This window comes from Bacteroides sp. L10-4 (genome assembly GCF_013373675.1).
Taxonomy (GTDB): Bacteria; Bacteroidota; Bacteroidia; order Bacteroidales; family Bacteroidaceae; genus Bacteroides; species Bacteroides muris.
The window spans coordinates 1-25860 of the sequence record NZ_JABXJH010000055.1 but is presented as its reverse complement, the minus strand read 5'-3'; the positions used below and the strand labels follow the sequence as shown (position 1 = coordinate 25860).

Genomic DNA, 25860 nt, shown 5'->3' with positions numbered 1-25860 from the left:
GATTCTGAAACATGGAAGAAAGGCAAAGTCGCTTGTCAAATATGGATTGGAAGAGATTTCGACCATACTTATGCGTCCGACTTATACCCCAAAATTCGATGTTTTCAAATTTTTGTCATGTACTTAAATCAACGACCGTCAGATAACAGTGGCCAGAAAGGCTTCCGAGCCCCGGCCGCAAGCCGTGAACCAGGAAATCAAGGTGACCGGACAGGTGTTCGACGATCTGGGAGAAACTGTTCCGGGAGCGAACGTTACTTTGAAAGGTAATTCCACAGTGGGTACGGTGACCGACCTGGACGGTAACTTTACGCTGAGTGTTCCTCAAGGCTCCACGCTGGTGGTGTCGTTCATCGGTTATGCACCGTATGAATATGTGGTAAAGGGAACGGAAAAGGTGGTCATAAAGCTGGCTCCCGACTCTCAGGCATTGGACGAGGTTGTGGTAGTAGGTTACGGTATGCAACGTAAAAGCTCTATCACGGGTGCCATCGCTTCGGTGAAGTCCGACAAATTGAAGGATGTGACTACTCCCAGTGTAGCCAACATGCTTCAAGGTAAAGTGGCTGGTGTGGTGGTTACGCCTACTTCCGGTCAGCCGGGTGCGGGAGTAAGTATCCGTGTGCGTGGTATCGGGTCTATCCGTGGTAAGCAGGAACCTCTGTGGGTAATTGACGGTGTAGTGGGCGATGCGCTTGCCGACCTCAACCCGAACGACATCGAGAGTATTTCTATCTTGAAAGACGGTTCGGCCACAGCCCTTTACGGTTCTCGTGGTGCCAACGGTGTTGTGCAGGTCACTACCAAGCGTGCCACTACAGGTACTTCGCAAATCAGCGCTTCCGCCAAATTCAGTATCTCCCAGTTGCAGAAAGGCCACTTGGAGATGATGAACGGAGCCGAATATTATGATTATCTGGTTACCGCCTATACCAATGCAGGCACGTTGGCCGACCAGCACTCGCTCCAGCCCTATCTGAAAGACCGGAATTTCGATTGGTGGGACTATGCGACGCAAAACGCCCTCACTCAAAATTATAATGTGGCGTATAAATACGGTAACGACAAAATCAAGTCCTATATCTCCGGTGACTACTATACCGAAGATGGTGCCATCAAGGGATATGATTACGACCGCTTCACGCTGCGCTCCAATACCGATTATGTGGTTAACAACCGTTTGACCTTGAAAGCCAAGCTGGCTGTCAGCTATCGTGAGATTTTCGACCAACAGATGCCGTTGAACTATACCAGCTATACACCGTGGGATACTCCTTACGACTCTCAAGGTAACTTGAAGACCGGAAAAGAGGGACGTCCTACAAAAGAAGATGCTCCTACCGCCGATCCGCGCGACTACTGGTATTCGGACGGTAACTACAACAACATCTATAACAATCAGCTGAACTGGTCGAAGAGTAGAAAGAACGCGATGGATATCGGTTTCGGCTTTGACTACAAACTGTTTGACTTCCTTACTTTCGAATCGAACAATAAAATCGGTTTCAGCAATAGCTTCGGTGAGTCTTATACCGACCCGAAAGCAATCGGACAAGAAACTTTGCAAGGTACAATCTACAACTCTACAGTCAACACAAGAGTAATTTTCGCCAATCAGATGCTGCGTCTTCTGAAAACTTTTGCCGACAAGCACGAAATCAATGCCTACATGTTCTATGAATACAATGAAAGACGCTATTATGACAATACGGGTCAGGCTTCCAAAATGTATCAGGGTAATGAGATTCTGAGCGGCGGTGCTTCCAATCCTAAAGTATCGGGCACAAAGACCGAGGAAAGGGATGCCGCATACCTATTCAATGGAAACTACTCTTATGACAACAAGTATCTTTTCCAAGTGATGTTCCGTGTGGACGGTTCTTCACGTTTCGGTGCCAACAAGCGTTGGGCTCCTTTCTGGTCCATCGGTGGCGGTTGGAACATGCACGAGGAGGAATTTATCCAGAAACTGGGCTTCATCAACCAATTGAAACCCCGTATCTCGTATGGTATTACCGGTAACCAGCCGGGCGGTGCATACGAATGGGTGACGAAGTTGAGCACTACATCCGAATATGGCAGCAACGTAGCTTTGTACTCTAACTATGCAGGAAACCCGGACCTTTCTTGGGAGGAGACTGCTTCTTTGGACTTCGGTCTTGACATCCGCTTGTTCGATCGCGTGAACATCGTGTTCGATGCCTACTCCAAGAAGGTGAAGAACCTGATTTACTTGAAGCACTTGCCCGCAGTGACAGGCTACAACCGTCAGACGGCCAACAACGGTAAACTGGAAAACAAGGGTTTTGAAATCACTGTGTCTCCCGAGATTATCAAGACCAAAGACTGGTACTGGGATATGTCCTTCAACTTGGGTTACAACAAAAACAAGATTACCCAACTGCCCGATGGCAATGAATATACATCGCAGGCTGTAGCGGTGGGCTATCCTTACATGAACTGGTATCTGCCGGAATGGGCAGGTGTAGATGCCATGACCGGACGCCCTTTATGGTTTGTGACCAACGAAGAGACCGGCGAGAAGACGGTGACGGGCACTTACAGCAAGGCAAACTCTGTACTGCTGAATGCTTCTCCTACTCCGAAGTTCAACGGTGCCATCGGAACTTCTTTGTCGTGGAAAGGCCTCTCCTTGAATGCCAATTTCGTATTTAGTGCGGGAGCCAAGATTTACAACGGCATGCGTGCGGGTGCACTCGACCGTGATGCCGGTCGTCCTTCTCAACCGCCTATGAAGCTGGCCGACGGATGGAACCGTTGGGAGAAACCTGGCGACAAGGCCACACATCCGCAACTGATAGCCGGCGGAAACAATGGTGCCGACCAAGCATCCACACGTTATCTGGAGAACGGTGACTTCTTTAAACTGAAATCCCTGACACTGGCCTATAGTTTGCCGAAAGGATGGCTGAAACCGCTGGGGCTGACTTCTGCCAACATCAGTGTGGGAGGTGAAAACCTGTTCACCATCACCAAATATTCGGGACAAGATCCGGAAATCCTGTTCTCTTCCAGTTACAACGGATCGGCCGGCAGTCTGGGTTATCCTACCGTAAGACGTTTTACCGTAGGTCTGAATGTTAATTTTTAATTGAATATCAAGAAGTATAATCGTATGAAAATAAAATATGCATTAGGAGCCTTGGGGCTATTGGCAGGAATGTCCGGATGCAGTCTGGATGTGAATATGTATGACGGAGTGATGGCCGAAGATTTGGACAACAAGAATATCACCGAATTGTCGCAAGGTACTTACCGTTTGCTCAAGAACGACGGTGGATTGATAGATAATGGCTACTACTTCTGGGCGTTTGGCGGTGATGACATTACATGGAACGGAACCTCAACGGGGGAGACATGGACGCTGTATGACTATAGTCGGAACATACGTAGCAGTGTGACGGAATATACTTGGGAGTTGGGTTACCGTGTGATTGGTAACTGCAACGAAGTGATTGAGAGAGTCAAAGGCTTGGGTGAAAAAAGTTCTGCTGAGGAAACGATAATGATGGGCGAGAACTACTACCTGCGTGCTTTGAGCTATTTCTTGTTGGTCAACGAGTTTGCACAGCCCTATTCCAACAATCCTACGCAGAATCCGGGTTTGCCTCTGAAGTTGAATACCGGTATTACGGACGAGGATATGCCGAAATCCCGTTCCACAGTGGCCGAAGTTTACGAGCAGGTGGTGAATGACTTGAAGGATGCCATCACTTACATGACTTTGCCGGCAGGTATGAGTTCCAAGTCGAACATCTACGCTACCAAGGAGGCTGCCGAAGCACTGTTGGCAAGGGTTTATCTCTACATGGATAATTGGGACGGTGCCTGGCAGATGGCAAACAATGTCATCACCTCAGGCAAGTACGAACTGGAACGTGGAGAACGTTATGCCACTTATCCGCAGTTTATTCCTGAAGATAACAGAGAGACTATCTTCGCTGTACGCCGCACGCTTGATAAGGATGACAATAGCGCCGGTCGTATGGGAGGAATGTTTATATGTATAGATGGTACAGGCTGGGAAGAAATGTCTCCCTCTTCCAGATATCTGGAGTTGATAGAACTTCATTTGGATGACAACGATATGCCCCTTGACTTGCGTAGCCAATATATTGTGAAGAGATTTGTGGAAGATGGAGCCGATGATTATACTCCGGTTCCCTATCTTGACAAGATGTATGAAGACTGGACGTTTGTCTATGGCAGAAAACCTGACAATTCCAAGACTTATAAATATGAGCAGAAGCGTATCAGAAAGCAGGCTGACGGCAGATATGCTGTGGTGAGAGCTGCAAAAGAAGGTGAACCGGAATACAATGCCGACAAAACGGTGTATGTAGTAGATAATAGTGTTGATTTCCAGTCTGGTCCGTATTTGCAGAAAGAGGATTATAACTTGGGTGAACGCTACTTCATCTTGGATGCAAGCGGCAACAAGGTTATCGGCCGTATCGAACCGAGAGTGTTTGATGCTGACACTAAGCGTGGCAAGGATGCCCAATTCTTAGTATATGCCATCAATAAACTTTCTTATCAGGAACAGAGTAAGCAATTGTGGTCGCCGGTCATCTCCCGTCTGTCGGAAATGTACTTGATTCGTGCGGAAGCCAACATTGAAAAGGGCGGTACGGTAAAGGCTACATTGGATGATGTCAACGAACTCCGCAGAAGAGCCGGTATTCCGGAATGGACCGAGGAGAATATGAAGATTGCTGAAAACGGTAGCCCCAAGGATATCCGCAAGATTGTGGAAGAAGAACGTATGCTGGAACTGGCTTGGGAAGGCCATCGCCGTTTCGATGTGTTCCGCAAACGTCAGACTTTGGATAGAAGATACCCAGGCGGTCATACCATGAAACTGGCAGAGCCTTTCTATGAGATTCCGTACAATTCTCCGGCTGTCTGCGAGTTCATCCCACAGCTTCAGTACGATGCTTATCCTTATAAGTTGGAACAGAATCCTTAATGATAAACAGATTTACTAATTTAAAATAGACATACAAATGAAAAAGTTATCATATTTAATGTTGTTTCTTTTGTCGGTCATCATGTATGGATGTGCCGAGACTGAGCAGCCGTATGTAGGATATATTGTTGTGGAACGTGCGGTAGTGGATGCTGCCGCCGGTTCAACTGCTACTGTAGTAGCTGATACGGATATTTCCTCTTCTATTTTCGTGCAAGTGGAAGATGGGGCCGACTGGTGTCAGGTGGCGGCTAATGGCAAGAATATAACTGTAACTGCTACGGCGGCCAATACGGCAGAGGCTTTCAGAACTGCTACCGTGTACGTGAAATGCGGATATCGTGAAACCACTTTTACCGTGTTACAGAAATTCGATGGACAAGAGTATCTGCAATATGACTGGACGCGCTGGACAGCTACCGGAAACGGTGTAGAAGCAAATGACGGTGGTGGCTATCCCAGCCTATTTACCGAGAATCGTGGGGAGTTCTGGCATAGCCAATACTCAACAGCGGTGCCTCTTCCTTATGTAATCGTTGTTGATATGAAAGAGGAGCTGGAAGTAGCCAAGTTTGATATCGGTAGAAGATACTATTCCGTAAATGGTAATAACTACGGTACGGTGAAGGCATTGAATATCTATGCCAGCACTGATAATGAAAACTTCACTGCTGTAGGAGGGTTCACATTTGCATTGCCGTGGACTGCACCCGATGGAACCGTTGTAACTTCTGCTACCCATCCTCTGATTCCGGCTTTTGAAGAAGTGATACTGACAGCACCGGTAACGGCGCGCTATATAAAACTTGAAATAACAGAAACCAACATGAGCAATAATGCTGCCCAGATTTCTTATTTCAAGGCCTATGAAAAAATCTAAAGTCACAATTTTGACTAACCTTATTTACTGAATCATTTGTGGAGGATGCCGCGAAGGTCGCTTCCGGCATCCTCTTGTTTAAAATTATAAAAAACGGAAACTTTATTCTAACCTTATACTCTATTATTTTATGAGAAACCTTTGTCTTTTTCCCATTCTATTCCTCCTTTTCACCCTTTTCATATCTTGTAAAGGAGAAGAGGAATTGCCGGTAACCACGCCTTTCATTGAAATCAGCAATCAAACTGTTCAGTTTGCACGTTTGGCAGCGAGCCAAACATGCAAAGTGAATACAAATATGGATGACATAAAGTGTGAGGTGACCTCAGGAGCCGACTGGTGTCAGGCAAGTTATGCCAATGAGGTGCTGACTATTGCAGTGGTGTCTAACCATGCCTATCAATCCCGTACAGGAACTGTCACACTGGTAGGAGGAGACATAAAGGCTACCGTCACAATTACCCAGGATGGTAAAGGCTCGTCTATCGGACAGGTGGGTGATGACCTGAAGATTGAGGCGACAAGTGCCAAGGCTTCTTCGCACCAGCCCGGTGAGGAGATTGAGAAGACATTGGATGGAAGCCTGAATACAATCTTTCATTCACCTTGGGTGGCCGATGAATATATGCCCGTTACGCTTGCCTATCATTTCGAGAAGGTGGAAAGGATGGACTATCTGGTTTATCATCCACGCACGGACGGTGGAGTGAATGGAAACTTCCGGGAGTTGGAACTCTATGTAGCCACTGCCGAAGAACCGGAGCCGAAGTTTTACGGAACGTACGATTTCCAAGGAAGTTCCGTAGCGTCCACCATCAGTTTCTCTCCGGCATTGGTGAACCCTACACAGATAAAGTTCGTTGTAAAATCGGGTAAAGGAGGATATGCCAGTTGCTCTGAAATGGAGTTCTATCGGAAGAATCCGGATAACTTTGACTATGCGGAACTGTTTACGGACGCCACTTGCTCTGAACTGAAGAAGGGCGTGGACGAAACCACTATTAATGCGGTGGAAAATCAGTTCTTCAAAGAGCTGGCGATGGAAATTCTTAAGGGTGAATATGAGAAAGAATTCAGGGTGCAAAGCTATAAATCCTGGCAACATCCGGATATCCCGGCCAAGCGCAACAAGACCAATATGTATGGACTGAGGGACAACCCTACGGGAATTTACGTCAATGAGGGCGAGGAGCTGGTAGTCTTGGTAGGCGATACGCACGGACAGAATGTCTCGCTGTTTATTCAAGACACGAAGAATACCATCACGGGGATGTCGATGCCTCTGTCCGAAGGTATCAACAAGAAGAAAGCTACAGTTTCGGGACTTATATATATCATGTATTATACTCCGACGGGGAGTGAACAGCCCGTCAAGATAAATATTGCGTCGGGCACCGTCAACGGTTATTTCGACAGCGGCAAACACACAAAGGTTGACTGGCAGAGGTTGCTGGACAAGGCTGTTTATAAACATTTCGACGTGATAGGTCGATATGCGTCGCTGACTTTTGAAACCGAAGCTTTCCGGAAATATACGCCCGACGGACTGGCATTGATTGACAAATATGACGAACTGGTGTGTCTGGAGCAGGAGTTTATGGGACTGCCCGAAAATAATCAAGGCTATAAGAACCATGCCTACTTCCTTGCCATATACGATGATGCAAGCTATATGTATGCCACTGACTACTACATGGGCTATCATGTAAGTACCCAGTCGGATATACTGGATTTGAAGAAATTCTCTACTACGGCTTGCTGGGGGCCTGCCCATGAACTGGGACATGTGCACCAGACCCGTCCTGGACTGAGATGGATAGGGATGACGGAAGTGACCAACAATATTCATTCTCTGTACATTCAGACTACTTGGGGGAATATTTCCCGCCTGTTGACGGACGGCTGCTATGAGAAAGCGTTCGGCACCTTGCTGAAGACGGGAAAGGCGCATAATGAAATAGATGACGTGTGGGTGAAATTGGTTCCCTTCTGGCAACTGAAACTCTATGTAATGGATGTAATGGGGAAAAAGGATTTCTATAAATACATCTATGAACGGTTGAGGCAACAGCCGGATTTGGATACCACAGAAGAGACGGACGGTCTCCATCAATTGAATTTCGTGAAATTGGCCTGCGAATCGGCGCAACTCGATTTGACGGAATTCTTTGAGGCATGGGGATTTTTGACGCCGATAGACAGGTCTGTGACGGATTATGGTACTACTCAATTCACCATTACCCGGCAACAGATAGAACAAGTAAAGGAAGAAATTGCCTTGAAGAATTATCCTAAGCCTGCACATGATGATATTTATAATATGAAAGATGATAATATATCCGATTATCGTGTACGTTGATCCGATAAAAAGGACTGTTTGGTTTTATGAACCAGTTTAAATGAATCTGGAAGAAAATTTAAGTAAGTCTATTGCTTAAAATGATGCTAAAGTAATCTGCGTTTTATTACCTTTGTACCCGAGTGATGAAAAACGAAATCTGATAGCGAATCATATCAGTATTATATATCTAACCTTTAAATAAAAAAGAATGAACGACCTGTTAAATAATCTGGGGAAATGGAAAACAATGTCATTTGCTTTTGCAATGCTTTTCCCGGCTCCCTATCTGGCAACACAAGCTGTGTGTGGAGAAAAGGACGGTGTTGCAATGGTGCGGCAAGTTTTCTCTGTCATCAGTGTTACGAAAATTAATCAGACAACTGTTGAAGTTCTGTATTCCAATCATCAGCGCATGACGCTTGATTTCTATGGAGACAATATCTTTCGTATGTTTCAAGACAATAACGGTGGCATACTTCGCGATCCGGAAGCAAAGCCGGAAGCAAAAATTCTTGTAAGCCAACCCCGTAAGGAAGTATCGCAACTGAAAGTTCAGGACGATGCAGGTTCTGTTTTCATCACTACCGGCAAGGTGAAAGTGGAAATGGATAAGAAGACAGCATTGATGAAAGTCGTCAACTTGCAAACGGGAGCCGTTGTGCTGGAAGAGGCCGAACCTGCCGTTTTTGATAAAGAAAGAGTTACCTTGAAGCTGAAAGAACATCCGTTGGAATATTTCTACGGCGGAGGTGTGCAGAACGGACGCTTCTCACACAAAGGCAAAACCATTTCTATCGAAAATCAGAATAGCTGGACGGATGGTGGAGTAGCTTCTCCTAATCCCTACTACTGGTCAACAAACGGTTATGGTCTCATGTGGCATACTTTCAAAAGAGGTGTCTATGACTTCGGACGGGAAGAGAAAGGCATTGTGAAGCTGTTTCATCAAACGGATTATCTGGATATTTTCGTGATGGTGAACGATGGTGCCGTGCCTTTGCTGAATGATTTCTATCAACTGACGGGTAATCCGGTACTGATACCGAAGTTCGGTTTCTATCAAGGGCACTTGAATGCCTATAACCGTGACTACTGGAAAGAAGACGAAAAAGGAATCCTGTTTGAGGACGGCAAACGTTATAAGGAGAGCCAGAAAGATAATGGCGGCATCAAAGAATCGCTGAACGGAGAAAGAAATAATTATCAGTTTTCTGCGCGTGCCGTGATAGATCGTTATAAGAATCACGACATGCCCTTAGGCTGGTTGTTGCCCAACGACGGTTATGGAGCCGGCTACGGCCAGGCGGAAACATTGGACGGCAATATTCAAAATCTGAGGAGTCTGACGGACTATGCTCATCGGAACGGAGTGGAAATAGGTCTGTGGACGCAGTCCGACCTTCATCCCAAAGAGGGTATCAGCGCGCTGCTGCAACGTGATATCGTCAAAGAGGTAAGAGATGCGGGAGTGCGTGTGTTGAAAACCGATGTTGCCTGGGTAGGTGCCGGATACTCTTTCGGATTGAACGGTATTACGGATGTAGCCCGGATTATGACTTATTATGGTAATGAAGCCCGTCCTTTCATTATCTCTTTAGACGGTTGGGCGGGTACACAGCGTTATGCCGGCATTTGGTCGGGCGACCAAACCGGAGGTACATGGGAATACATCCGTTTCCACATTCCTACTTACATCGGTTCAGGACTGTCAGGCAATCCAAATATCTGTTCGGATATGGACGGTATTTTCGGAGGAAAGAACCCCGTTGTGAATACACGTGATTTCCAATGGAAGGCCTTTACCCCTATGCAATTGAATATGGATGGATGGGGTGCCAATGAGAAATATCCCCATGCTCTTGGCGAACCTGCCACTTCCATCAACCGTTGGTATCTGAAGTTGAAGTCGGAAATCATGCCATACGCCTATAGTATCGCCAAAGAATCTGTGGACGGACTGCCTATGATGCGTGCTATGTTCCTTGAATATCCCAATGTCTATACGTTGGGCAAAGCTACGCAATATCAGTTCCTTTATGGACCGTACTTCTTGGTGGCTCCCATTTATCAAGCCACGAAAGCCGATGAACAAGGCAATGACATCCGTAATGGCATCTATCTGCCTGATGGTGAATGGGTAGATTATTTTTCCGGTGAAATCTATCAAGGCGGATGCATTATCAATAATTATGTTGCACCGCTTTGGAAATTACCTGTATTCGTGAAGAACGGAGCCATTATTCCTATGACGTCCCCCAATAATAACGTCAATGAAACAGACAAAAATCTGCGTATATACGAACTCTATCCTTACGGAAAGAGCACATTTACCGAATATGATGATGACGGTATGACTGAAGAGTACCGTTCGGGCAAGGGTGTAAACACTCTGATTGAATCTGTTGCCGGTGAAAAGGGCGATGTAACGGTAATCGTTCATCCGGCTCAGGGCGACTTCAATGGTTTTGTAAAAGAGAAGTCAACCGAATTCAGAATCAATGTAACCGAGAAACCCAAAAAGATTCTGGCAACTGTCGGAAAGAACAAGGTCAAACTTGTGGAAGCAAACAGCATGGATGAATACCTTCAGAAAGAGAATGTCTATTTTTATGATGCCAAACCCAACTTAAACAAGTTTGCCACTAAAGGAAGCGACTTCGAGAAAGAGGTAATCACGAAGAATCCCCAAGTGCTTGTCAAGTTGGCGGCTACTGACATTACAGCAAACCGGACAACCTTGAAGATAAGCGGTTTTGTATTTGCTCTGGCTGATAGGTATAAGGTAACTTCAGGTCCGCTGGTCGCTCCGAAAGCGCAGGTCACCGAAGATAATACGGAAGCCTATGCTTTGAAACCGACTTGGGAAAAGGTGGATAATGCCGATTATTACGAGATAGAGTTTGAAGGTATGAATTATAGTACCATTAAAGATACGGAATTGCTGTTTGAAGGACTGAACGTGGAAACCATCTACAACTTCAAGATACGTGCGGTGAACAAAGACGGGCAATCTGACTGGTCGGCCTTCAGTGCCACTACGAAAAGAGACCCGCTGGAATTTGCCATACATGGAATTGTGGGTGAGACAACTGCCGCCAATCAAGGTCGTTCACTCCGCCGTTTATTCGACTTTGAGGAAGGAGAGTTGTGGCATACCAAGTACAATGAAAAGGCCATTCCGTTCGACTTGATTATGGATTTGAAATCGATCAACCAAGTTGATAAATTCCATTATCTCCCTCGTGAGAATGCCGGAAACGGAACTATCTTGAAAGGTACGGTTTACTACAGCATGGATAAGGAGAACTGGACCGAAGCGGGAGCATTCGACTGGAAGCGTGATAATGAAGTGAAGATATTCACGTTTTCCCAAGTGCCGACAGCCCGTTACATAAAGATGAACGTTACGGAAGCTGTGGGTAACTATGGTTCGGGTCGAGAAATATACGTATTCAAAGTGCCTGGAACAGAAAGTTATCTGCCGGGCGACATCAACAACGATAAGTTGGTGGATGAAAACGACTTGACTTCTTATACCAACTATACCGGTCTGCGTCGGGGCGATGCCGATTTTGAAGGATACATCAGCAATGGTGACTTGAATCGTAACGGACTGATAGATGCTTATGACATTTCAGTCGTGACCACACAACTTGAAGGCGGTGCCGACGGTGTCAGAGGTGAAAAGGTGGAAGGAAACATCAGCATCAGTACCCCGAAACGCAGTTATGCCAAAGGTGAGATTATCGAGGTGTTGGTGAAAGGAACCGACCTGCGCCATGTGAATGCCCTTAGCTTTGCTCTGCCCTATAATCCTGCCGATTATGAGTTTGCTGGTATACAGCCGTTGGGCATGAAGGCGATGGAGAATCTGACGAACGACAGACTTCACACTAATGGGGTCAAGTCTGTATATCCCACATTCGTGAATATCGGAGAACGTGAGGCTCTTGAGGGGGATTGCGATTTGTTTGTCATCAGATTCAAGGCTCGCAGGAATGTGAAGTTTGACTTGAAGATGTTGGACGGATTCTTGGTAGATAAACAATTAGGTGTATGCAATTTCTAAAACTATGTTACTCATTTGCTTCATTTGTATGCTTTGAGTATCTTTGCGGAGTGAATGAGTAACGTTATAATAATTCTAATTTTAAATTAACTAAATCATGAAGAAAATTGGATTCTTGGTGTTGAGCTTATGCTTTGCATTTAGTGCATGCTCAACGCAAACTGCCACTACTGTGAACACCTCGGAAAAAGGAACGCAGTGGGAATGGAAAAATGGAACTATTGTTGTGCAGACGCCCGAACGTCCTGCAGGACAAAAGAGTGTGTTGGGACTTACTGTTCCCAAGATGGAAGTAGTGCGTGTAGGTTTTGTAGGTTTGGGTATGCGTGGCCCCGGTGCGGTAGAGCGTTTTACTCACATCCCCGGAACTCATATTGTGGCTCTTTGCGACTATGAGGAAAAGCGTGCGGAGAGATGTCAGAAGTATCTTGAAAAAGCATCTCTGCCCAAGGCTGCCGTTTATTCCGGTGCTACCGGCTATGAGGAACTCTGCAAGCGCGATGATATAGACCTCGTTTATGTTGCCGCCGACTGGCTGCATCATTTCTCCGTTGCCAAATGTGCTTTGGAGAATGGCAAGCATGTGGCTATTGAGGTTCCTTCTGCCATGAACTTGCAGGAATGCTGGGATTTGATTAACTTGAGTGAAGCAAATCGCAAACACTGTATGATTCTGGAGAATTGCTGCTATGACTGGTTTGAAATGAATACTTTGAACATGGCTCAACAAGGCGTTTTCGGTGAGGTTATCCGTGCACAGGGTGCTTACATCCACAACTTGGAGCCGTTCTGGGATTACTATTGGAAAAACGGTGAAAACGACAAATTGGGATGGCGTCTGGAGTTCAACATGAGACATCGCGGTGATGTGTATGCTACTCACGGCCTTGGCCCTGTGGCACAAGCACTCGACATTCATCGTGGCGACCGTGTGACTACATTGGTGGCGATGGATACGAAGTCTGTAGTAGGTAAAGCGTTGGTAGAAGAACGTGCCGACTCTGCTTGCAATAATTTCCGCAATGGAGACCATACTACTACTTTGTTGCGTACAGCCAATGGTAAGGTGATTGAGATTCAGCACAATGTAATGACTCCGCAACCTTACAATCGTCTGTATCAGCTTACCGGTACTAAGGGATTTGCCAACAAGTATCCTGTAGAAGGATATGCTTTGGATGCCAAGCAGCTTAGTGCTTCGGGTGTACAGCCTAAAGTGGACGATTTGAGCTCGCATGGCTTCCTGCCTGATTCTGAAATGAGAGCTTTGATAGAAAAGTACCAGCACCCTATTCTGAAGAAATATGGTGAGATGGCCAAGGAAGTAGGTGGTCATGGCGGTATGGACTTTATCATGGACAGCCGTATGATATATTGCTTGCAAAACGGTCTTCCTTTGGATATGGATGTATACGACCTCGCTGAGTGGTGCTGCCTTGCAGAATTGGGCGAGCTTTCTATGGACAACGGTTGTGCGGCTGTGGCATTCCCCGATTTCACCCGTGGTGAATGGAATGTGGTGAAGGGCTACAAGCATGCTTATGCAAGTCTGGAAGAGGAAGCGGCTTCCATGGAAAAGGCGAAAGCATTTACTGCTAAGTTGAAGGAACAGGGAGCTAAGGAATGGGCTGCTGAAAAGAAATAATAAGAAGCAGATAAATTCTTAAAGTACGCACGGGTTACGCGGAAAGTTACGGATGAATTTTATTCTCCGTAGATTCCGGGTAATCCGTGTCTCTTTTTGTATTCTTGCGTTAATAAATGAACCTCCGAAAATCTTGCTGTTTCTTAAAAGCATTGTATATTTGTCTTCATACCTGAGATACTTTACTCATGTTGAAGAAACACATACAGCCATAATTAGGCATTACAGCCGTTTGTCTGTTTGCTGCTTTCCCGATACTGTAGACTGAATACTTGTTTCCTTTAACAAAACAGACTGTTTCAATATAGCGAACTGACAGTTTCAATATGATGAACAAATAGTTCTGATATATTGGAACAATGTGTTACGCTTCTATATTCTTATGCTTCTTATACTCTTCAATCACGTGTTTCCTGCTTTGGAGTATTTGCCAGCGATATACCAGGCAAGTGGTAATGAAGTAACTCCCCGTTTGTATCCATAGTGCCTGATACTCGAAAGAGACTTCATGGAGTGTGGCTCCCATGCTGTTGATGCGTACATAGGCGTTGATGCCAAAGGTAGAAGGGAAGATGTACGAGAAGTACTTCCAGAAAGCAGGCATGGCAGTTCCCGGCCACGAAATGCCGGAAAGGAATAGCAACGGCACGGAGGTGAACACGAACAGCAGCATGCACGTTTCGCGGTTGCGGATGGCAATGGATGCCGTCATGGCAAAGAAAATACAAGCGGCCAGGTAGGGCAGGGTGAACAGAACCAGGACACCCGGTATCGCTATTTGGTTGAGGCTGAAAAGCCATGGAACCACGCACAGTATATATACCGATATCAGTGAATATATCATGAAGTAGCTCAGCCCTTTTCCCATCACAATACGTAGTGTGCCGTTATAATGGCGGTTGATAGGCACCAGGTCTCTGAAACGGTTCTGCTCGCGTGCCGTTCCGGCAGACAAGCCGATGCCGAGCAGAAGGGTTTGTTGGATAATCAATACTAATACAGCTGGAATCAGGAAAGCGGCAAATCCGTTGGTCGGGTTATAGAGGGCGACATCCTCATACTCTATCGGGTAGGCGGTAATCTCGTCTTGGCGGTCGGTGGTATTGGCGCTTCGCTCCACTTTGATGTCTGCGTTCATGGCGAGCGACACGTTGGTGTTGGCAGTCAGCAAGGCTTTGTAATACAGCAGTCCGCTCATGTCGCAGAAGATACTGACCTGCGTTTGCTTACCGCGTACAATGTCGTCGCTGAAGCTGGAGGGGATGTATATAATGCCGTATGCCTTGCGCTCCTTCAGCATCAGTTTGGCTTCTTCCATATCGGCGCAGTAGCTCACGAGGCTCACTTCGGGGCTGGAGTCCACTTTCCGCAGGTATTCGCGGCTCAACGAGGAGCGTGAATCATCCACCACGACAGTGGGCACTTCGTGGATGGTTTCGTTGGTATAGATGAAAGCATATATCAACGGATAGGCCAACGGAACGAGCACGAAGAAGATGAGCACGCCTTGGTCGCGGAAGGTTGTGCCGAATTCCCGTTTCCATATATAGAACAAGTCATGAATGCCTTGTATCACTTTCTGTCTGAAGGTCAGGTCTTTCATTAGGGCATATATTTATAGTAAACCAATGCTCCTTTCAGCCTATGGGCTATGAAGAACGGAAGCATCATGAAAATAAGCAGTGCTACGTAGTTGACCCACGAGTAAATCATGGGGTATCCATTCAGTGCCTGGTCCACATATATCAGGAAATAGTGGCGCAGGGGGAACAGATTGGCCAATGCCTGCAATACGGGGTGCATGCCCATGACGGGGAATGACAATCCGCACATGGAGAAAGAGAGTACGCCCCATAGGGAAGCGAAACTGAGTCCCAGACGCAGGGTAGGCAAGGTTCCTATCATCAATATTCCCATGCCTTGCGATGCCAACACTAGGCAAAGGGTGGCAAGCAGCATCGGTAGGATGCCGCTGTTGCAGGGGAAATGGAGGAAACCGTAGAGGTATACATTATATAATATCCCCATCAGGAAGAAGATGGCGGTATGTGGTAGCAGTTTGCCGGCAAGGGAAATCCAAATGGAATTGTTGCCCATGTGCAGCCATTCTCGGGCGGTGCGGTCTTTTATCTCGACTCCGATGGAATAGACGGTTACCATGAAGATAAGCAGCATCAATACACCCGGTGCAAAGGTATTGCATAGATATACGGAGTAGTTCAGCCACGGGTTATTGAGTGGATGCGTATCTATGACGATAGGCTGGAGGAAGGCCATCGCTTGCTCTTCGGTAGCTCCTTTGGCATATAGGGTGGTACGTGCTGCGGCGCCGGATGCCAATTCGCTCATCATCTTCATGTCTTTGAAGAGGAGTGAACCTGCGATGAGCAGGGTATTGTTTGTGTAGAAAGAGAGTTTGGGCTGTCGTCCGGCTTGTGCTTTGGCAGAGGTACCTTCGGGAATGTAGAAGAAACCGTAAATCTCTCCGCGTTGCATGGCGGTACGGGCTTCGTTGATGGTAGGGTAGCGGGCGACGACGGCTGTCTGCTCAAAAGCGTCCAAGTTACGTGTCAGCTGGCGTGAAGTGGCACTCATGTCTTGGTCTACCACACCTACGGGCATGTCCGTAGGAAGCCCGGAGTCCATCAGCGTGGTGAAGAATATATAGCAGAACAACGGTGCTATCACCATACAGAACAGATAGAGCGGGCGAGAAACAAGACGGCGGCATTCGCGTCTTGCTACATTCCACAAAGCCGTATGTTTCTTATTTCTTTCCATCATCCTCTCCAATAACTCATAACTCCTTTATTTCTTCAATATAACACTCATTCCCGGACGCAGTCCTTCTACCTTCTCTTGCGGAGCGGCTTTTACTTCGAATGTTTTCAGGTCGAACTGGCCGGTAGTCTTGGTCGCTTTCCAGGCGGCATATGTGCCGAGGTCCTTCATATAGTACACTTTCAGGCGGATATTCTTATCAAGGGCAGGTATGAACGCTTCGAATTCGGTATTCATACCCAATCCTTGCAGCAAGTCCTCGCGTACATTGAAAGTCACCCACATGTCGTCCAGAATGGCAATGTTCATAATGGGAGCACCCGTACCCACGAGCTCACCAACTTTGGGGAATATTTCGGATACCTCACCGGCAGCCTGTGCAATCAGGTAAGTTTCCTTAATGTACGATTCGACTTCGGCCACAGCTCCTTTGGCACGTTCCACCAAGGCAGCGGCAGCGGCTTTGTCTTCGCGTTCCGCACCGTTCTTGGCCATGTCGTATTGGGCTTTGGCGGCTTTCTCGGTAGCCCGGGCTGCATTGCGTTGGGCGGTAACTTCGTCAAGCTTCTGTGCGGACATCACGCCTTGGTCGTACAGGTTCTTCACACGCTTGTAGGATTTCTCAGAAATCTCCAGTCCGGCCAGTGCCTTTTGCCACATTTCGTAGGCAGCTTGTATCTGTTCCCGACGGGCGCCTTTCAAAGCCTTTTCGTTCTGGGCCTGGGCTGCCGATTCGGCGGCTCGTGCTTGTTCCAATTTGGCCTGTACGTCCGGAGCCTCCAGAATGGCAAGAGTGTCTCCGGCTTGTACGCTTTGTCCTTCTTTTACACGAAATTCCAGAATACGTCCCGGCACTTTGCTCGATACTCGATACTCCGTTACTTCTGCTTGTCCTTGCACCATCTCCGGCCCTTTACGCAACATGAAGAAACCTGCAAGGGCAACGATGGCAATGACTCCCGTCAGCGTGAGGAATGCCAACAACATGTTGCTGTTTTGTGATTTTGTATCCATCATTTTATTTGCTATTTGACTATTTGCGATTGAAGTTACATTTACTATTCTCAATTGAAGTTACTTTATTTCGATTACGAATCAATGACGATTTATTAATCGTCTAATCGTAAATCCCCCGTTGCCTTCCTCAGATAGATTTCCGTCAGTTTTGCGTCAATCTGTGCGTCAATCTTTTCCGATTGGGCGGAAAGCCATGCGGTATGTGCTTCGAGCACATTGCTTGCGGGTATAACGCCTTCCTCAAAACCAAGTGTAGCGTATCTCAGGTTCTCGTTGGCTTTTTCCAGATTCTTTTCGGCCATGGTCAGTTTTTTGGCAGCTTCGTTCACTTGGAAAACCGACTGGTTGACCTGCAACTCTATCTTTTCTTTGGCGTCATCCAACTGGTATTGGGCGATGCGTGCTTCCGATTTGGCTGCTTTTACTTTATAGATGCCTTCGCCCCAGTGCCAGATGGGTATCGACACCATGACGCCCACATTCCACATCCCCTTGAATTTCTTCTCAAAACTGTTGAAGACGGAAGGGTTGGTTGCCATATAGCTGCCCATTAGTGCTACGGAAGGAAGATATTCCGAGCGGGTGACATTTACTTTCTGCTTATAAATTTGCGTGGCGAGTTCCAGGCTGCGCACTTCGGGACGGGTGGCATAAACGTTGTTGATGTCAATGGTACCGTTTTTCGGAGTAGTGGGAGCCAGATCTTCCTTCTGTTCGTCTGTGAGCATGACGGGAGTGGAAAGGTCGAGACCACATAATTGGCACAGCAGCATCCGGGCAAGGCTCAGGCCATCGGTTACCTTGGTCAGAGTCATTTCGGCTTCATTCACTTTTACTTTGATGGAGAGTCCGTCTGCTTTGGTGGCAACGCCTTCGGCAATCATTTTGCCGACGTCACCGTCGAGCTTCTGCAGTAGTTTTAGATAACCTTCTGCCAGCTTCTTTTTATGGGCAAGGGACACTACCTGCCAATATGCCTGATCTGTACTCAGGATTACTTCCTGCATGCCGGTGTTGTGTTGCTGGCGGGCCAGTTCTTCGGCGTATTTGGTGATTCTGTTGTAGGCACGTATCTTGCCGCCCATATATAGGGGCTGGGTTAAGGTCAGTGCGCCCGCATACATGTTGCGGGTGTCTGTACGAAAGGCGTCGACCAAGGATTGGCCTGCGCCGTCGAGGGCACCTGCCAGACTTTGTCCTAAAGCCGGCAATTGACCTGCCAGTTCTGGGTGAAGCTGTGCGATGACTTGGGCAGCCTGCTGTAACGGTCCGCTGAGACTTGTGCCCAATCCGGACAAGGCTCCTTTCTGAGCGTCACTGAGGATGGACAACTCTTTTTGACTGCGCATATATCCACCGCTGGCCGAAATGTTGGGAAGGTAATTAGTGAATGCCGCTTTTCTTTGATAGTGGGCGGCGTTGATTTTTTCCTGGCTTATCAGCAGTTCTTTGTTGTTGGAGATTGCCAATGCACGGCAACTATCCAAGCTTAATGCTTCCTGAGCCTTCATGGGGAAGGACAGGTATGCCAAACAGATGAAACAGAAGAACTTTTTCATTGGGCTATACATTAATTAAAGTGATGAATCAGTTGTTTATACAGCAACAATAATTGCATAAACAACGATGCAAATGTATAGGCTTTCAATGATATTGCAAAATAATTTAGTTTTTTTTGTATTAATTCAAGCTGAATGATTGCGAACCGATAAGGGTACCGTCAGCAAAAATGTCTACGCGGTAGGTGCCTGCATAGAGGTATTCTTCTACATCCCAATATACGGTGACGGCTTGCTCTTCTCCGTTGTATTCTATATACTTCTTGATGGAATACACTAGTTCCCGGTTCTCGTACGGGAAGGTGTTCGAGGGACTTTTGGTCAGAACGTCGTTGTCCGGTTTGGTGATGCGGATGTAGAGGGTGCGTTCACCGGTCTCTGCAGTGATGTTTTTCACGATGGAGAAGTTTATTTTGAACTTCACGATGTCTTTTACCTTCTTGGCAGTCTTGCCGCGTTTGTTGGTGGGTTGCACAGAGATATTGGTGGCGTCCAGTTGTGCGGCAAGCGTCACGGTCTTGGCCAGGTTCTTCTTTTCTTCGGACAAGTTGCTGATTTGCCGGGAAGCGGCGTTGTACTTCTTGGTGACATCGGCTATGATTTCCTTCTGTTGGGCAGTCAGGCGGTTCAGCGAGTCAATCTGGTTGATGTAGCCTATCATGACTTTGCGGAGAGAGGCCAGTTCCTTCTTCAGACGGCGTATCTCGGTGGCATTGCTGCTCTTCACGGTACGGAGTTCTTCCAATAAACGTTGGGTCTTCAGTTGTTCTTGCTCCAAAAGTACGGAGAGAGAGTCATTGGAGACGGTCAACTTCAGTTCGTCATATTGTCTGGCGAAGTCTGTGTATTGATTTTCAAGGTCTTCTTTATCCAGATTGAATTCCATCACCAGCTCCTTGTTGGTTTGCTTTTCGGAAATCAGCAGAATGGTAACTCCTATTAATAATAAGATAAGGAGGCTGCCTGCCACGATGAGAAGTGTATTCTTCTTAACTGCCATTTTTGATTTTGATAATGATTAATGGTTAAGTGATTAATGATTTGTGACTGATTATTCGTCCAATGTTCGCTAATCGTCCGCAAAATTAATCATTAATCATTAATCATCATCCACTAATCATCGGCTAAATGTGTATTTAACTAAAATTATTACGGAAATATTTCTCTAATTACGAAGTTCGCTGTACTTTTGCGCCATCTTTAAAGAACACTTATAAACAAAAAAATTAGAAATTATGTCAAAAGTAACCGTAGTAGGTGCAGGTAACGTAGGTGCTACATGCGCTAATGTGTTAGCCTTTAATGAAGTGGCTGACGAAGTGGTAATGTTGGACGTGAAAGAAGGCGTTTCAGAAGGTAAGGCAATGGATATGATGCAGACTGCTCAACTGCTGGGCTTCGACACCACTATTGTAGGTTGTACCAACGATTATGAGAAGACTGCCAACTCCGACGTTGTAGTGATTACTTCCGGTATTCCCCGTAAGCCGGGCATGACTCGTGAAGAATTGATCGGTGTTAATGCAGGTATCGTTAAGTCGGTTGCACAGAACATCCTGAAATATTCTCCGAATGCTATCCTCGTGGTTATTTCCAATCCGATGGATACCATGACCTATTTGGCACTGAAGTCCTTAGGCTTGCCGAAGAACCGTATCATCGGTATGGGTGGTGCTTTGGACAGCTCTCGTTTCAAATATTTCTTGTCTCAGGCTTTGGGCTGCAACGCCAACGAAGTGGAAGGCATGGTTATTGGTGGTCACGGTGATACTACCATGATTCCGTTGGCTCGTTTGGCTACTTACAAAGGACAGCCGGTAAGCACACTGCTGAGCGAAGAAAAACTGAACGAAGTGGTAGCTTCTACTATGGTAGGTGGTGCTACGCTGACTAAGTTGCTGGGTACTTCTGCATGGTATGCTCCGGGTGCGGCAGGCGCTTATGTTGTTGAGTCTATCATCCATAACCAGAAGAAGATGATTCCTTGCTCGGTATATCTGGAAGGAGAATACGGTGAATCAGACATCTGTATCGGTGTTCCCGTAATCCTTGGTAAGAACGGTATCGAGAAAATCGTTGAACTGGAACTGACTGCTGACGAAAAAGCTAAATTTGCTGCCAGCGCTGCTGCTGTTCACAAGACAAATGCTGCTTTGAAGGAAGTAGGTGCTCTCTAATTGAGGGTAACTTAAAATGATAAGCAAACCTCACGGTCTTTTTTCGAAAGGAAAAGTCGTGAGGTTTTTTGTATTCTCCAAAAACAAGAATCATTATGAAAAAATTACTATTAGGTATTGCTGCCGCTTGCCTGGCAGGTTTTACTTTTGCACAGGATGCTCCACTCTGGATGCGTCATAGTGTCATCTCTCCCGATGGGACGACCATTGCTTTTACTTATAAGGGAGACATTTATACGGTGCCGGTTACCGGCGGACGTGCCATGCAGATAACTACCAATCCCGCATATGATACAGATCCGGTATGGAGCCCGGACAGTAAGCAGATTGCTTTTGCTTCGGACCGTATGGGAAGTCTGGACGTCTACATTGTGGCCAAAGACGGAGGCGAACCACGACGGCTGACTACCCACTCGGGAAGCGAAACACCGCTTGCTTTTACAGATGCCGGACATGTCTTGTTCTCTGCGGGCATCATGCCGTCTGCCGAGGCTGTTGTCTTTCCCTCTAACGGGCAGTTCAACCAGGTCTATCGAGTATCAGTGGAGGGAGGGCGCCCGACGATGATTTCGTCTATGCCTATGGAGTGCATCTCCATCAATAAGGAGGGAGCGATGTTGTATCAGGATAAGAAAGGTTACGAGGACTACTGGCGTAAACATCATGTATCGCCCATTGCCCGTGACATCTGGATGTATACTCCGGGGAAAGAACCGCAGTACCGCCAGCTGACCACTTTCGGAGGAGAAGACCGTGAACCGGTTTGGGCTCCTGATGGAAAAACATTCTACTATCTGAGTGAGGAAAACGGCTCTTTCAATATCTACCAACGTACTCCCGGAGATGCGAAGGCTGTGCAGTTGACGCACTATACCAAAAATCCGGTACGCTATCTCAGTGCCGCTACGGACGGAAGGTTGTGCTATGGATTTGATGGTGAGATTTACACCCTGCTTCCCGGTGGAGAAGCGCAAAAGGTGAACATCAGCATTGTTTCCGATAGAAACGACAAGGACATTATCCGCCAGATTAAAAGTAGCGGTGCCACGGAAATGGCAGTGTCTCCGGATGGTAAGGAAGTGGCTTTCGTTTTGCGTGGTGATGTTTACGTCACTTCAGTGGAATATAAGACTACGAAGCAGATAACGAATACTCCCTATCAGGAACGAACCGTAGACTTTGCTCCCGATGGGCGGACACTGGTTTATGCTTCCGAACGCGACGGGCTTTGGCAACTTTACACTTCGACGATTGTGCGTAAGGATGAAAAGCTGTTTACCTATGCCACAGAGCTGAAGGAAGAACGCCTGACAAACTCGGATGCCGCTTCTTTCCAACCCCAATACAGCCCTGACGGTAAAGAGATTGCTTTTCTTGAAAACCGCAGCGCCATCCGTGTCATCAATCTGAAGACAAAGGATGTGCGTACCGTTATGGATGGGAGGTACCAATACTCTTATTCGGACGGTGACCAGTGGTTCCAGTGGAGTCCGGATAGCAAATGGATTCTCTCTGACTATATCGGTGTGGGCGGATGGAACAACAAAGATGTTGTGCTGCTGAATGCTGATGGTAAGGGTGAAATGGTGAATCTGACCGAAAGCGGATACAACGACGGCAATGCCAAGTGGGTGTTGGGCGGAAAGGCTATGATTTGGACTAGCGACCGAGCGGGTTATCGTAGCCACGGCAGTTGGGGAGCCGAAGACGATACTTATATCATGTTCTTTGATGCTGAAGCATACGACCGTTTCTTAATGAATAAGGAGGAAACCGCTTTGCTTGAGGAAGCGGAAAAGGCGGAGAAGGCGGAAAAGGAAAAAGCCGGAAGGAAAGACGGAAAAGATGCCAAGAAGAAAAAAGAGGATGCCGATAAGGAGAAGGAGGAAAAGGTGGAACCGTTAAAGTTTGACCTTGCCAACCGCTTTGACCGCATTGTACGCTTGACCGTCAATTCCTCGCATATGGCAGATGCCATGCTTTCTGCGAAAGGGGATAAACTTTACTATCTGTCCGTTTTCGAGGATGGGTACGATCTTTGGGAACACAATCTGAAAGAGAATGTTACAAAAGTTCTTTTGAAGAAAGTAGGTGCAGGCGCTTTGCAGCCTGACAAGGAAGGGAAGAATATCTTCCTTTGTGCCCGCGACGGAATGAAAAAGATAGAGATTGAAGGCAGCAAGATTTCTCCAATTGAATTTGAGGCTTTCTTCGATTACCGCCCTTATGGTGAGCGTGAATATATCTTCGACCACATCTGGCAGCAGGTAAATGATAAGTTCTATGTGGCAGACTTGCAAGGTACGGACTGGAATGGATACAAAGAAACTTATAAGCGCTTCTTGCCGTATATCAACAATAACTACGATTTTGCGGAAATGCTGAGTGAGATGCTGGGTGAATTGAACGGTTCTCATACGGGAGCGCGTTATTATGCTTCGGGCGCAGCACTTCCTACGGCTGCTTTGGGAGTGTTCTATGATGAAGCTTATGCGGGCGATGGATTGAAGATTAAAGAAATTATAGCTCAGAGTCCATTAACGAAGAAAAAGACGGATGTCAAGCCGGGCTGTATTATCGAGAAAGTGGATGGTGTTGCCATTAAGGCTGGCGCTGATTATTTCCCGTTACTCGAAGGTAAGGCAGGCCGCAAGGTGATTCTCTCGGTCTATGATCCTGTTACCGGAAAGCGGTTTGAAGAAACCTTGAAGCCCATATCTTACGGTGCCCAGAATGAGCTGTTGTATAAGCGCTGGGTGGAAAACTGCCGCAAGAAGGTGGATGAATATTCCGGCGGACGCATTGCTTATATTCACATCAAAGGTATGGATAGTCCGAGCTTCCGTAAGATTTACTCCGATTTGTTGAGCGAAAGCAGTCGTAAGAAAGAGGCTGTTGTGGTGGATACCCGCCATAACGGAGGCGGGTGGCTGCACGAACAAGTAGCGACGTTACTTAGCGGCAAGGAGTATGAACGCTTTGTGCCGCGTGGCCAGTACATCGGCAGCGATCCTTTTGACAGATGGCTGAAACCTTCGTGTATGCTGGTTTGCGAGGATAATTACAGCAATGCCCACGGTACTCCTTTTGTGTACAAGACGTTGGGTATCGGTAAGCTGATAGGTGCTCCCGTGGCAGGAACCATGACAGCTGTATGGTGGGAAAGCCAGATCGATCCAAGTATTGTATTCGGTATTCCGCAGGTAGGTTGCATGGATATGCAGGGAAATTATCTTGAGAATCATACTTTACAACCCGATATCTTGATATATAATAAGCCGGAAGCTGTTTTGAAGGGAGAAGATGCACAGCTGAAAGCGGCGGTGGACCACTTGCTGAAGGGGTTGCAACAGAAGAGATGAGTTGTTAAAGTGCTTATTTTTAGGGATATTCAGTAAATGTCTCTAAAAAATAAGATGGCATATGAAGTGATTATGGTCTATCCTCTTCATATGCCATTATTATTGTCATTTTTTCGTGCTTTCTCACATAATTTTATCGGGCAGGGCATGACGCTCCGGAAGAAGTCCGATGCCCTCTTCTGCCCCTTGTGAATAAAATCATGTCATGCTGCTTTAGCCGTTTTGTTCCTGATTTTTTCTATCATCAGTACTGCATTTGCCGTATGTATTCCGAAGAAAATCCACAGGATTTCCGTCTTCCTGTTCCGTGCCTTTATCCTTGATAGTGAGTAATGTTGCTTTTGAGTTCCGAAGCTTCCTTCAAGCCGGGTGGCCCTTTCTTTTGAGAGTTCACTTCTGAGTACCTTTCTCAAGGGCTCATCCTTTGGTGCCCTTCCCTTGCGCACGAAGGAAGTGGATATCCCATATTTCGTACAGAACTTTCTGTTGGCATTATTGGCATATATGGAGTCGCCTGCCGCACATGTTACCCTCACTTTCATGAGCTTCTGCTGCATACGGATACAGTCCTTCAGACGTATACCCTCATTGAAGGCCTTGAACGAGATGTGTTCGATGAACGATATGCCGTCTGTCTGTATATTATTGACCTTCGCACCGAATTCGACGGATTTCGTTTCCTTACCTCTTACGATGGGACGTATATAATGACGGTCAATGCTGACAATACGGTCACTGACCTTACGGCCTTCAAATATTTCCTTTTCCTGTACAAGAACTTTTCTGATGATGGAAAGACGCTTCCGGTAATCCTGTGCATATCGTAGTGCAGCTCCGTAATCTCTATGAATTTCATCCATCTGTATGAGAAGTTTTTCAAGAAGCCTGATCATACGACGCTTGAGCATCCTTGTCCTTGATGCCTTTCTCTTTCTTTTCTTACAGTAGGACAGATAAGCCTTGGCAACATCACCATATTTGTTGCGAGGACGTCTTATGCCCAGAGCCCTGCAGTGCAGGCATATATGTCTGTAGAGCC

14 protein-coding genes and 1 pseudogene are annotated in these 25860 nt (G+C 46.7%); 9 read left to right on the top strand and 6 right to left on the bottom strand.

Going from position 1 to position 25860, the window contains the following annotated elements; translation table 11 throughout:
- From HU824_RS15735 to HU824_RS15705, 7 genes and pseudogenes are all read left to right on the top strand, one after another.
- Positions 1 to 127 (top strand): annotated as a pseudogene (locus HU824_RS15735) (IS4 family transposase); the annotation flags it as partial.
- 21 nt (positions 128 to 148) lie between these two features.
- Entirely contained in the window at positions 149 to 3112 is a 2964-nt protein-coding gene (locus tag HU824_RS15730) for a SusC/RagA family TonB-linked outer membrane protein (RefSeq protein WP_369692706.1), read from the top strand.
- A 24-nt stretch (positions 3113 to 3136) separates the two neighbouring features.
- Entirely contained in the window at positions 3137 to 4990 is a 1854-nt protein-coding gene (locus HU824_RS15725; protein ID WP_136010950.1) for a RagB/SusD family nutrient uptake outer membrane protein, read from the top strand.
- A gap of 37 nt (positions 4991 to 5027) precedes the next feature.
- Positions 5028 to 5870 (top strand): discoidin domain-containing protein, encoded by an 843-nt coding sequence (locus HU824_RS15720; RefSeq protein WP_136010951.1) that lies wholly within the window; start codon positions 5028 to 5030, stop codon positions 5868 to 5870.
- Positions 5871 to 6000: 130 nt separating this feature from the next.
- On the top strand, positions 6001 to 8229 hold the full coding sequence (locus HU824_RS15715; protein WP_255260539.1) for a M60 family metallopeptidase: 2229 nt from the start codon (positions 6001 to 6003) through the stop codon (positions 8227 to 8229).
- Between the two features lie 190 nt (positions 8230 to 8419).
- The gene (locus tag HU824_RS15710) at positions 8420 to 12280 is read left to right on the top strand and encodes a TIM-barrel domain-containing protein (protein WP_176469338.1); all 3861 of its coding nucleotides are present in this window, start codon (positions 8420 to 8422) and stop codon (positions 12278 to 12280) included.
- A 97-nt stretch (positions 12281 to 12377) separates the two neighbouring features.
- The gene (locus HU824_RS15705) at positions 12378 to 13925 is read left to right on the top strand and encodes a Gfo/Idh/MocA family protein (protein WP_176469337.1); all 1548 of its coding nucleotides are present in this window, start codon (positions 12378 to 12380) and stop codon (positions 13923 to 13925) included.
- A gap of 364 nt (positions 13926 to 14289) precedes the next feature.
- Here the strand turns inward: HU824_RS15705 and HU824_RS15700 are convergent, their stop codons facing one another.
- The 5 genes from HU824_RS15700 to HU824_RS15680 all read right to left on the bottom strand — a co-directional run bounded on the left by HU824_RS15700 (position 14290) and on the right by HU824_RS15680 (position 20282).
- A complete protein-coding gene (locus HU824_RS15700) occupies positions 14290 to 15528 on the bottom strand; it encodes an ABC transporter permease (protein ID WP_176469336.1) in 1239 nt (412 codons plus the stop codon).
- Positions 15528 to 16709 carry an ABC transporter permease gene (locus tag HU824_RS15695; protein ID WP_176469335.1) on the bottom strand — a complete coding sequence of 394 codons (1182 nt, stop codon included), beginning with the start codon at positions 16707 to 16709 and terminating at the stop codon, positions 15528 to 15530. The genes HU824_RS15700 and HU824_RS15695 overlap by 1 nt, the downstream gene beginning before the upstream one ends.
- Positions 16710 to 16733: 24 nt before the next feature.
- Positions 16734 to 17723 carry an HlyD family secretion protein gene (locus tag HU824_RS15690; RefSeq protein ID WP_176469334.1) on the bottom strand — a complete coding sequence of 330 codons (990 nt, stop codon included), beginning with the start codon at positions 17721 to 17723 and terminating at the stop codon, positions 16734 to 16736.
- A gap of 92 nt (positions 17724 to 17815) precedes the next feature.
- Positions 17816 to 19282 (bottom strand): TolC family protein, encoded by a 1467-nt coding sequence (locus HU824_RS15685; RefSeq protein ID WP_176469333.1) that lies wholly within the window; start codon positions 19280 to 19282, stop codon positions 17816 to 17818.
- A gap of 121 nt (positions 19283 to 19403) precedes the next feature.
- A complete protein-coding gene (locus HU824_RS15680) occupies positions 19404 to 20282 on the bottom strand; it encodes a hypothetical protein (RefSeq protein ID WP_176469332.1) in 879 nt (292 codons plus the stop codon).
- A gap of 235 nt (positions 20283 to 20517) precedes the next feature.
- On the opposite strand from HU824_RS15680, the gene mdh reads away from it, so the two are divergent.
- Entirely contained in the window at positions 20518 to 21459 is a 942-nt protein-coding gene (gene mdh / locus HU824_RS15675) for a malate dehydrogenase (RefSeq protein WP_176469331.1), read from the top strand.
- A 95-nt stretch (positions 21460 to 21554) separates the two neighbouring features.
- Complete coding sequence (locus tag HU824_RS15670; protein ID WP_176469330.1) at positions 21555 to 24821, top strand: S41 family peptidase; 3267 nt, start codon at positions 21555 to 21557, stop codon at positions 24819 to 24821.
- 203 nt (positions 24822 to 25024) lie between these two features.
- Here HU824_RS15670 and HU824_RS15665 read toward each other — a convergent pair.
- Positions 25025 to 25860 (bottom strand): transposase (locus HU824_RS15665; protein ID WP_176469329.1); only part of this gene is annotated, 836 nt, incomplete at its 5' end.

What these genes read in the sequence shown, in the direction of transcription:
- HU824_RS15680 (WP_176469332.1), bottom strand. Translation starts at nt 20,282, where the DNA reads ATGGCAGTTAAGAAGAATACACTTCTCATCGTGGCAGGCAGCCTCCTT.
- HU824_RS15685 (WP_176469333.1), bottom strand. Translation starts at nt 19,282, where the DNA reads ATGAAAAAGTTCTTCTGTTTCATCTGTTTGGCATACCTGTCCTTCCCC.
- HU824_RS15715 (WP_255260539.1), top strand. Translation starts at nt 6,001, where the DNA reads ATGAGAAACCTTTGTCTTTTTCCCATTCTATTCCTCCTTTTCACCCTT.
- HU824_RS15725 (WP_136010950.1), top strand. Translation starts at nt 3,137, where the DNA reads ATGAAAATAAAATATGCATTAGGAGCCTTGGGGCTATTGGCAGGAATG.
- HU824_RS15690 (WP_176469334.1), bottom strand. Translation starts at nt 17,723, where the DNA reads ATGATGGATACAAAATCACAAAACAGCAACATGTTGTTGGCATTCCTC.
- HU824_RS15695 (WP_176469335.1), bottom strand. Translation starts at nt 16,709, where the DNA reads ATGATGGAAAGAAATAAGAAACATACGGCTTTGTGGAATGTAGCAAGA.
- HU824_RS15705 (WP_176469337.1), top strand. Translation starts at nt 12,378, where the DNA reads ATGAAGAAAATTGGATTCTTGGTGTTGAGCTTATGCTTTGCATTTAGT.
- mdh (WP_176469331.1), top strand. Translation starts at nt 20,518, where the DNA reads ATGTCAAAAGTAACCGTAGTAGGTGCAGGTAACGTAGGTGCTACATGC.
- HU824_RS15710 (WP_176469338.1), top strand. Translation starts at nt 8,420, where the DNA reads ATGAACGACCTGTTAAATAATCTGGGGAAATGGAAAACAATGTCATTT.
- HU824_RS15720 (WP_136010951.1), top strand. Translation starts at nt 5,028, where the DNA reads ATGAAAAAGTTATCATATTTAATGTTGTTTCTTTTGTCGGTCATCATG.
- HU824_RS15700 (WP_176469336.1), bottom strand. Translation starts at nt 15,528, where the DNA reads ATGAAAGACCTGACCTTCAGACAGAAAGTGATACAAGGCATTCATGAC.
- HU824_RS15670 (WP_176469330.1), top strand. Translation starts at nt 21,555, where the DNA reads ATGAAAAAATTACTATTAGGTATTGCTGCCGCTTGCCTGGCAGGTTTT.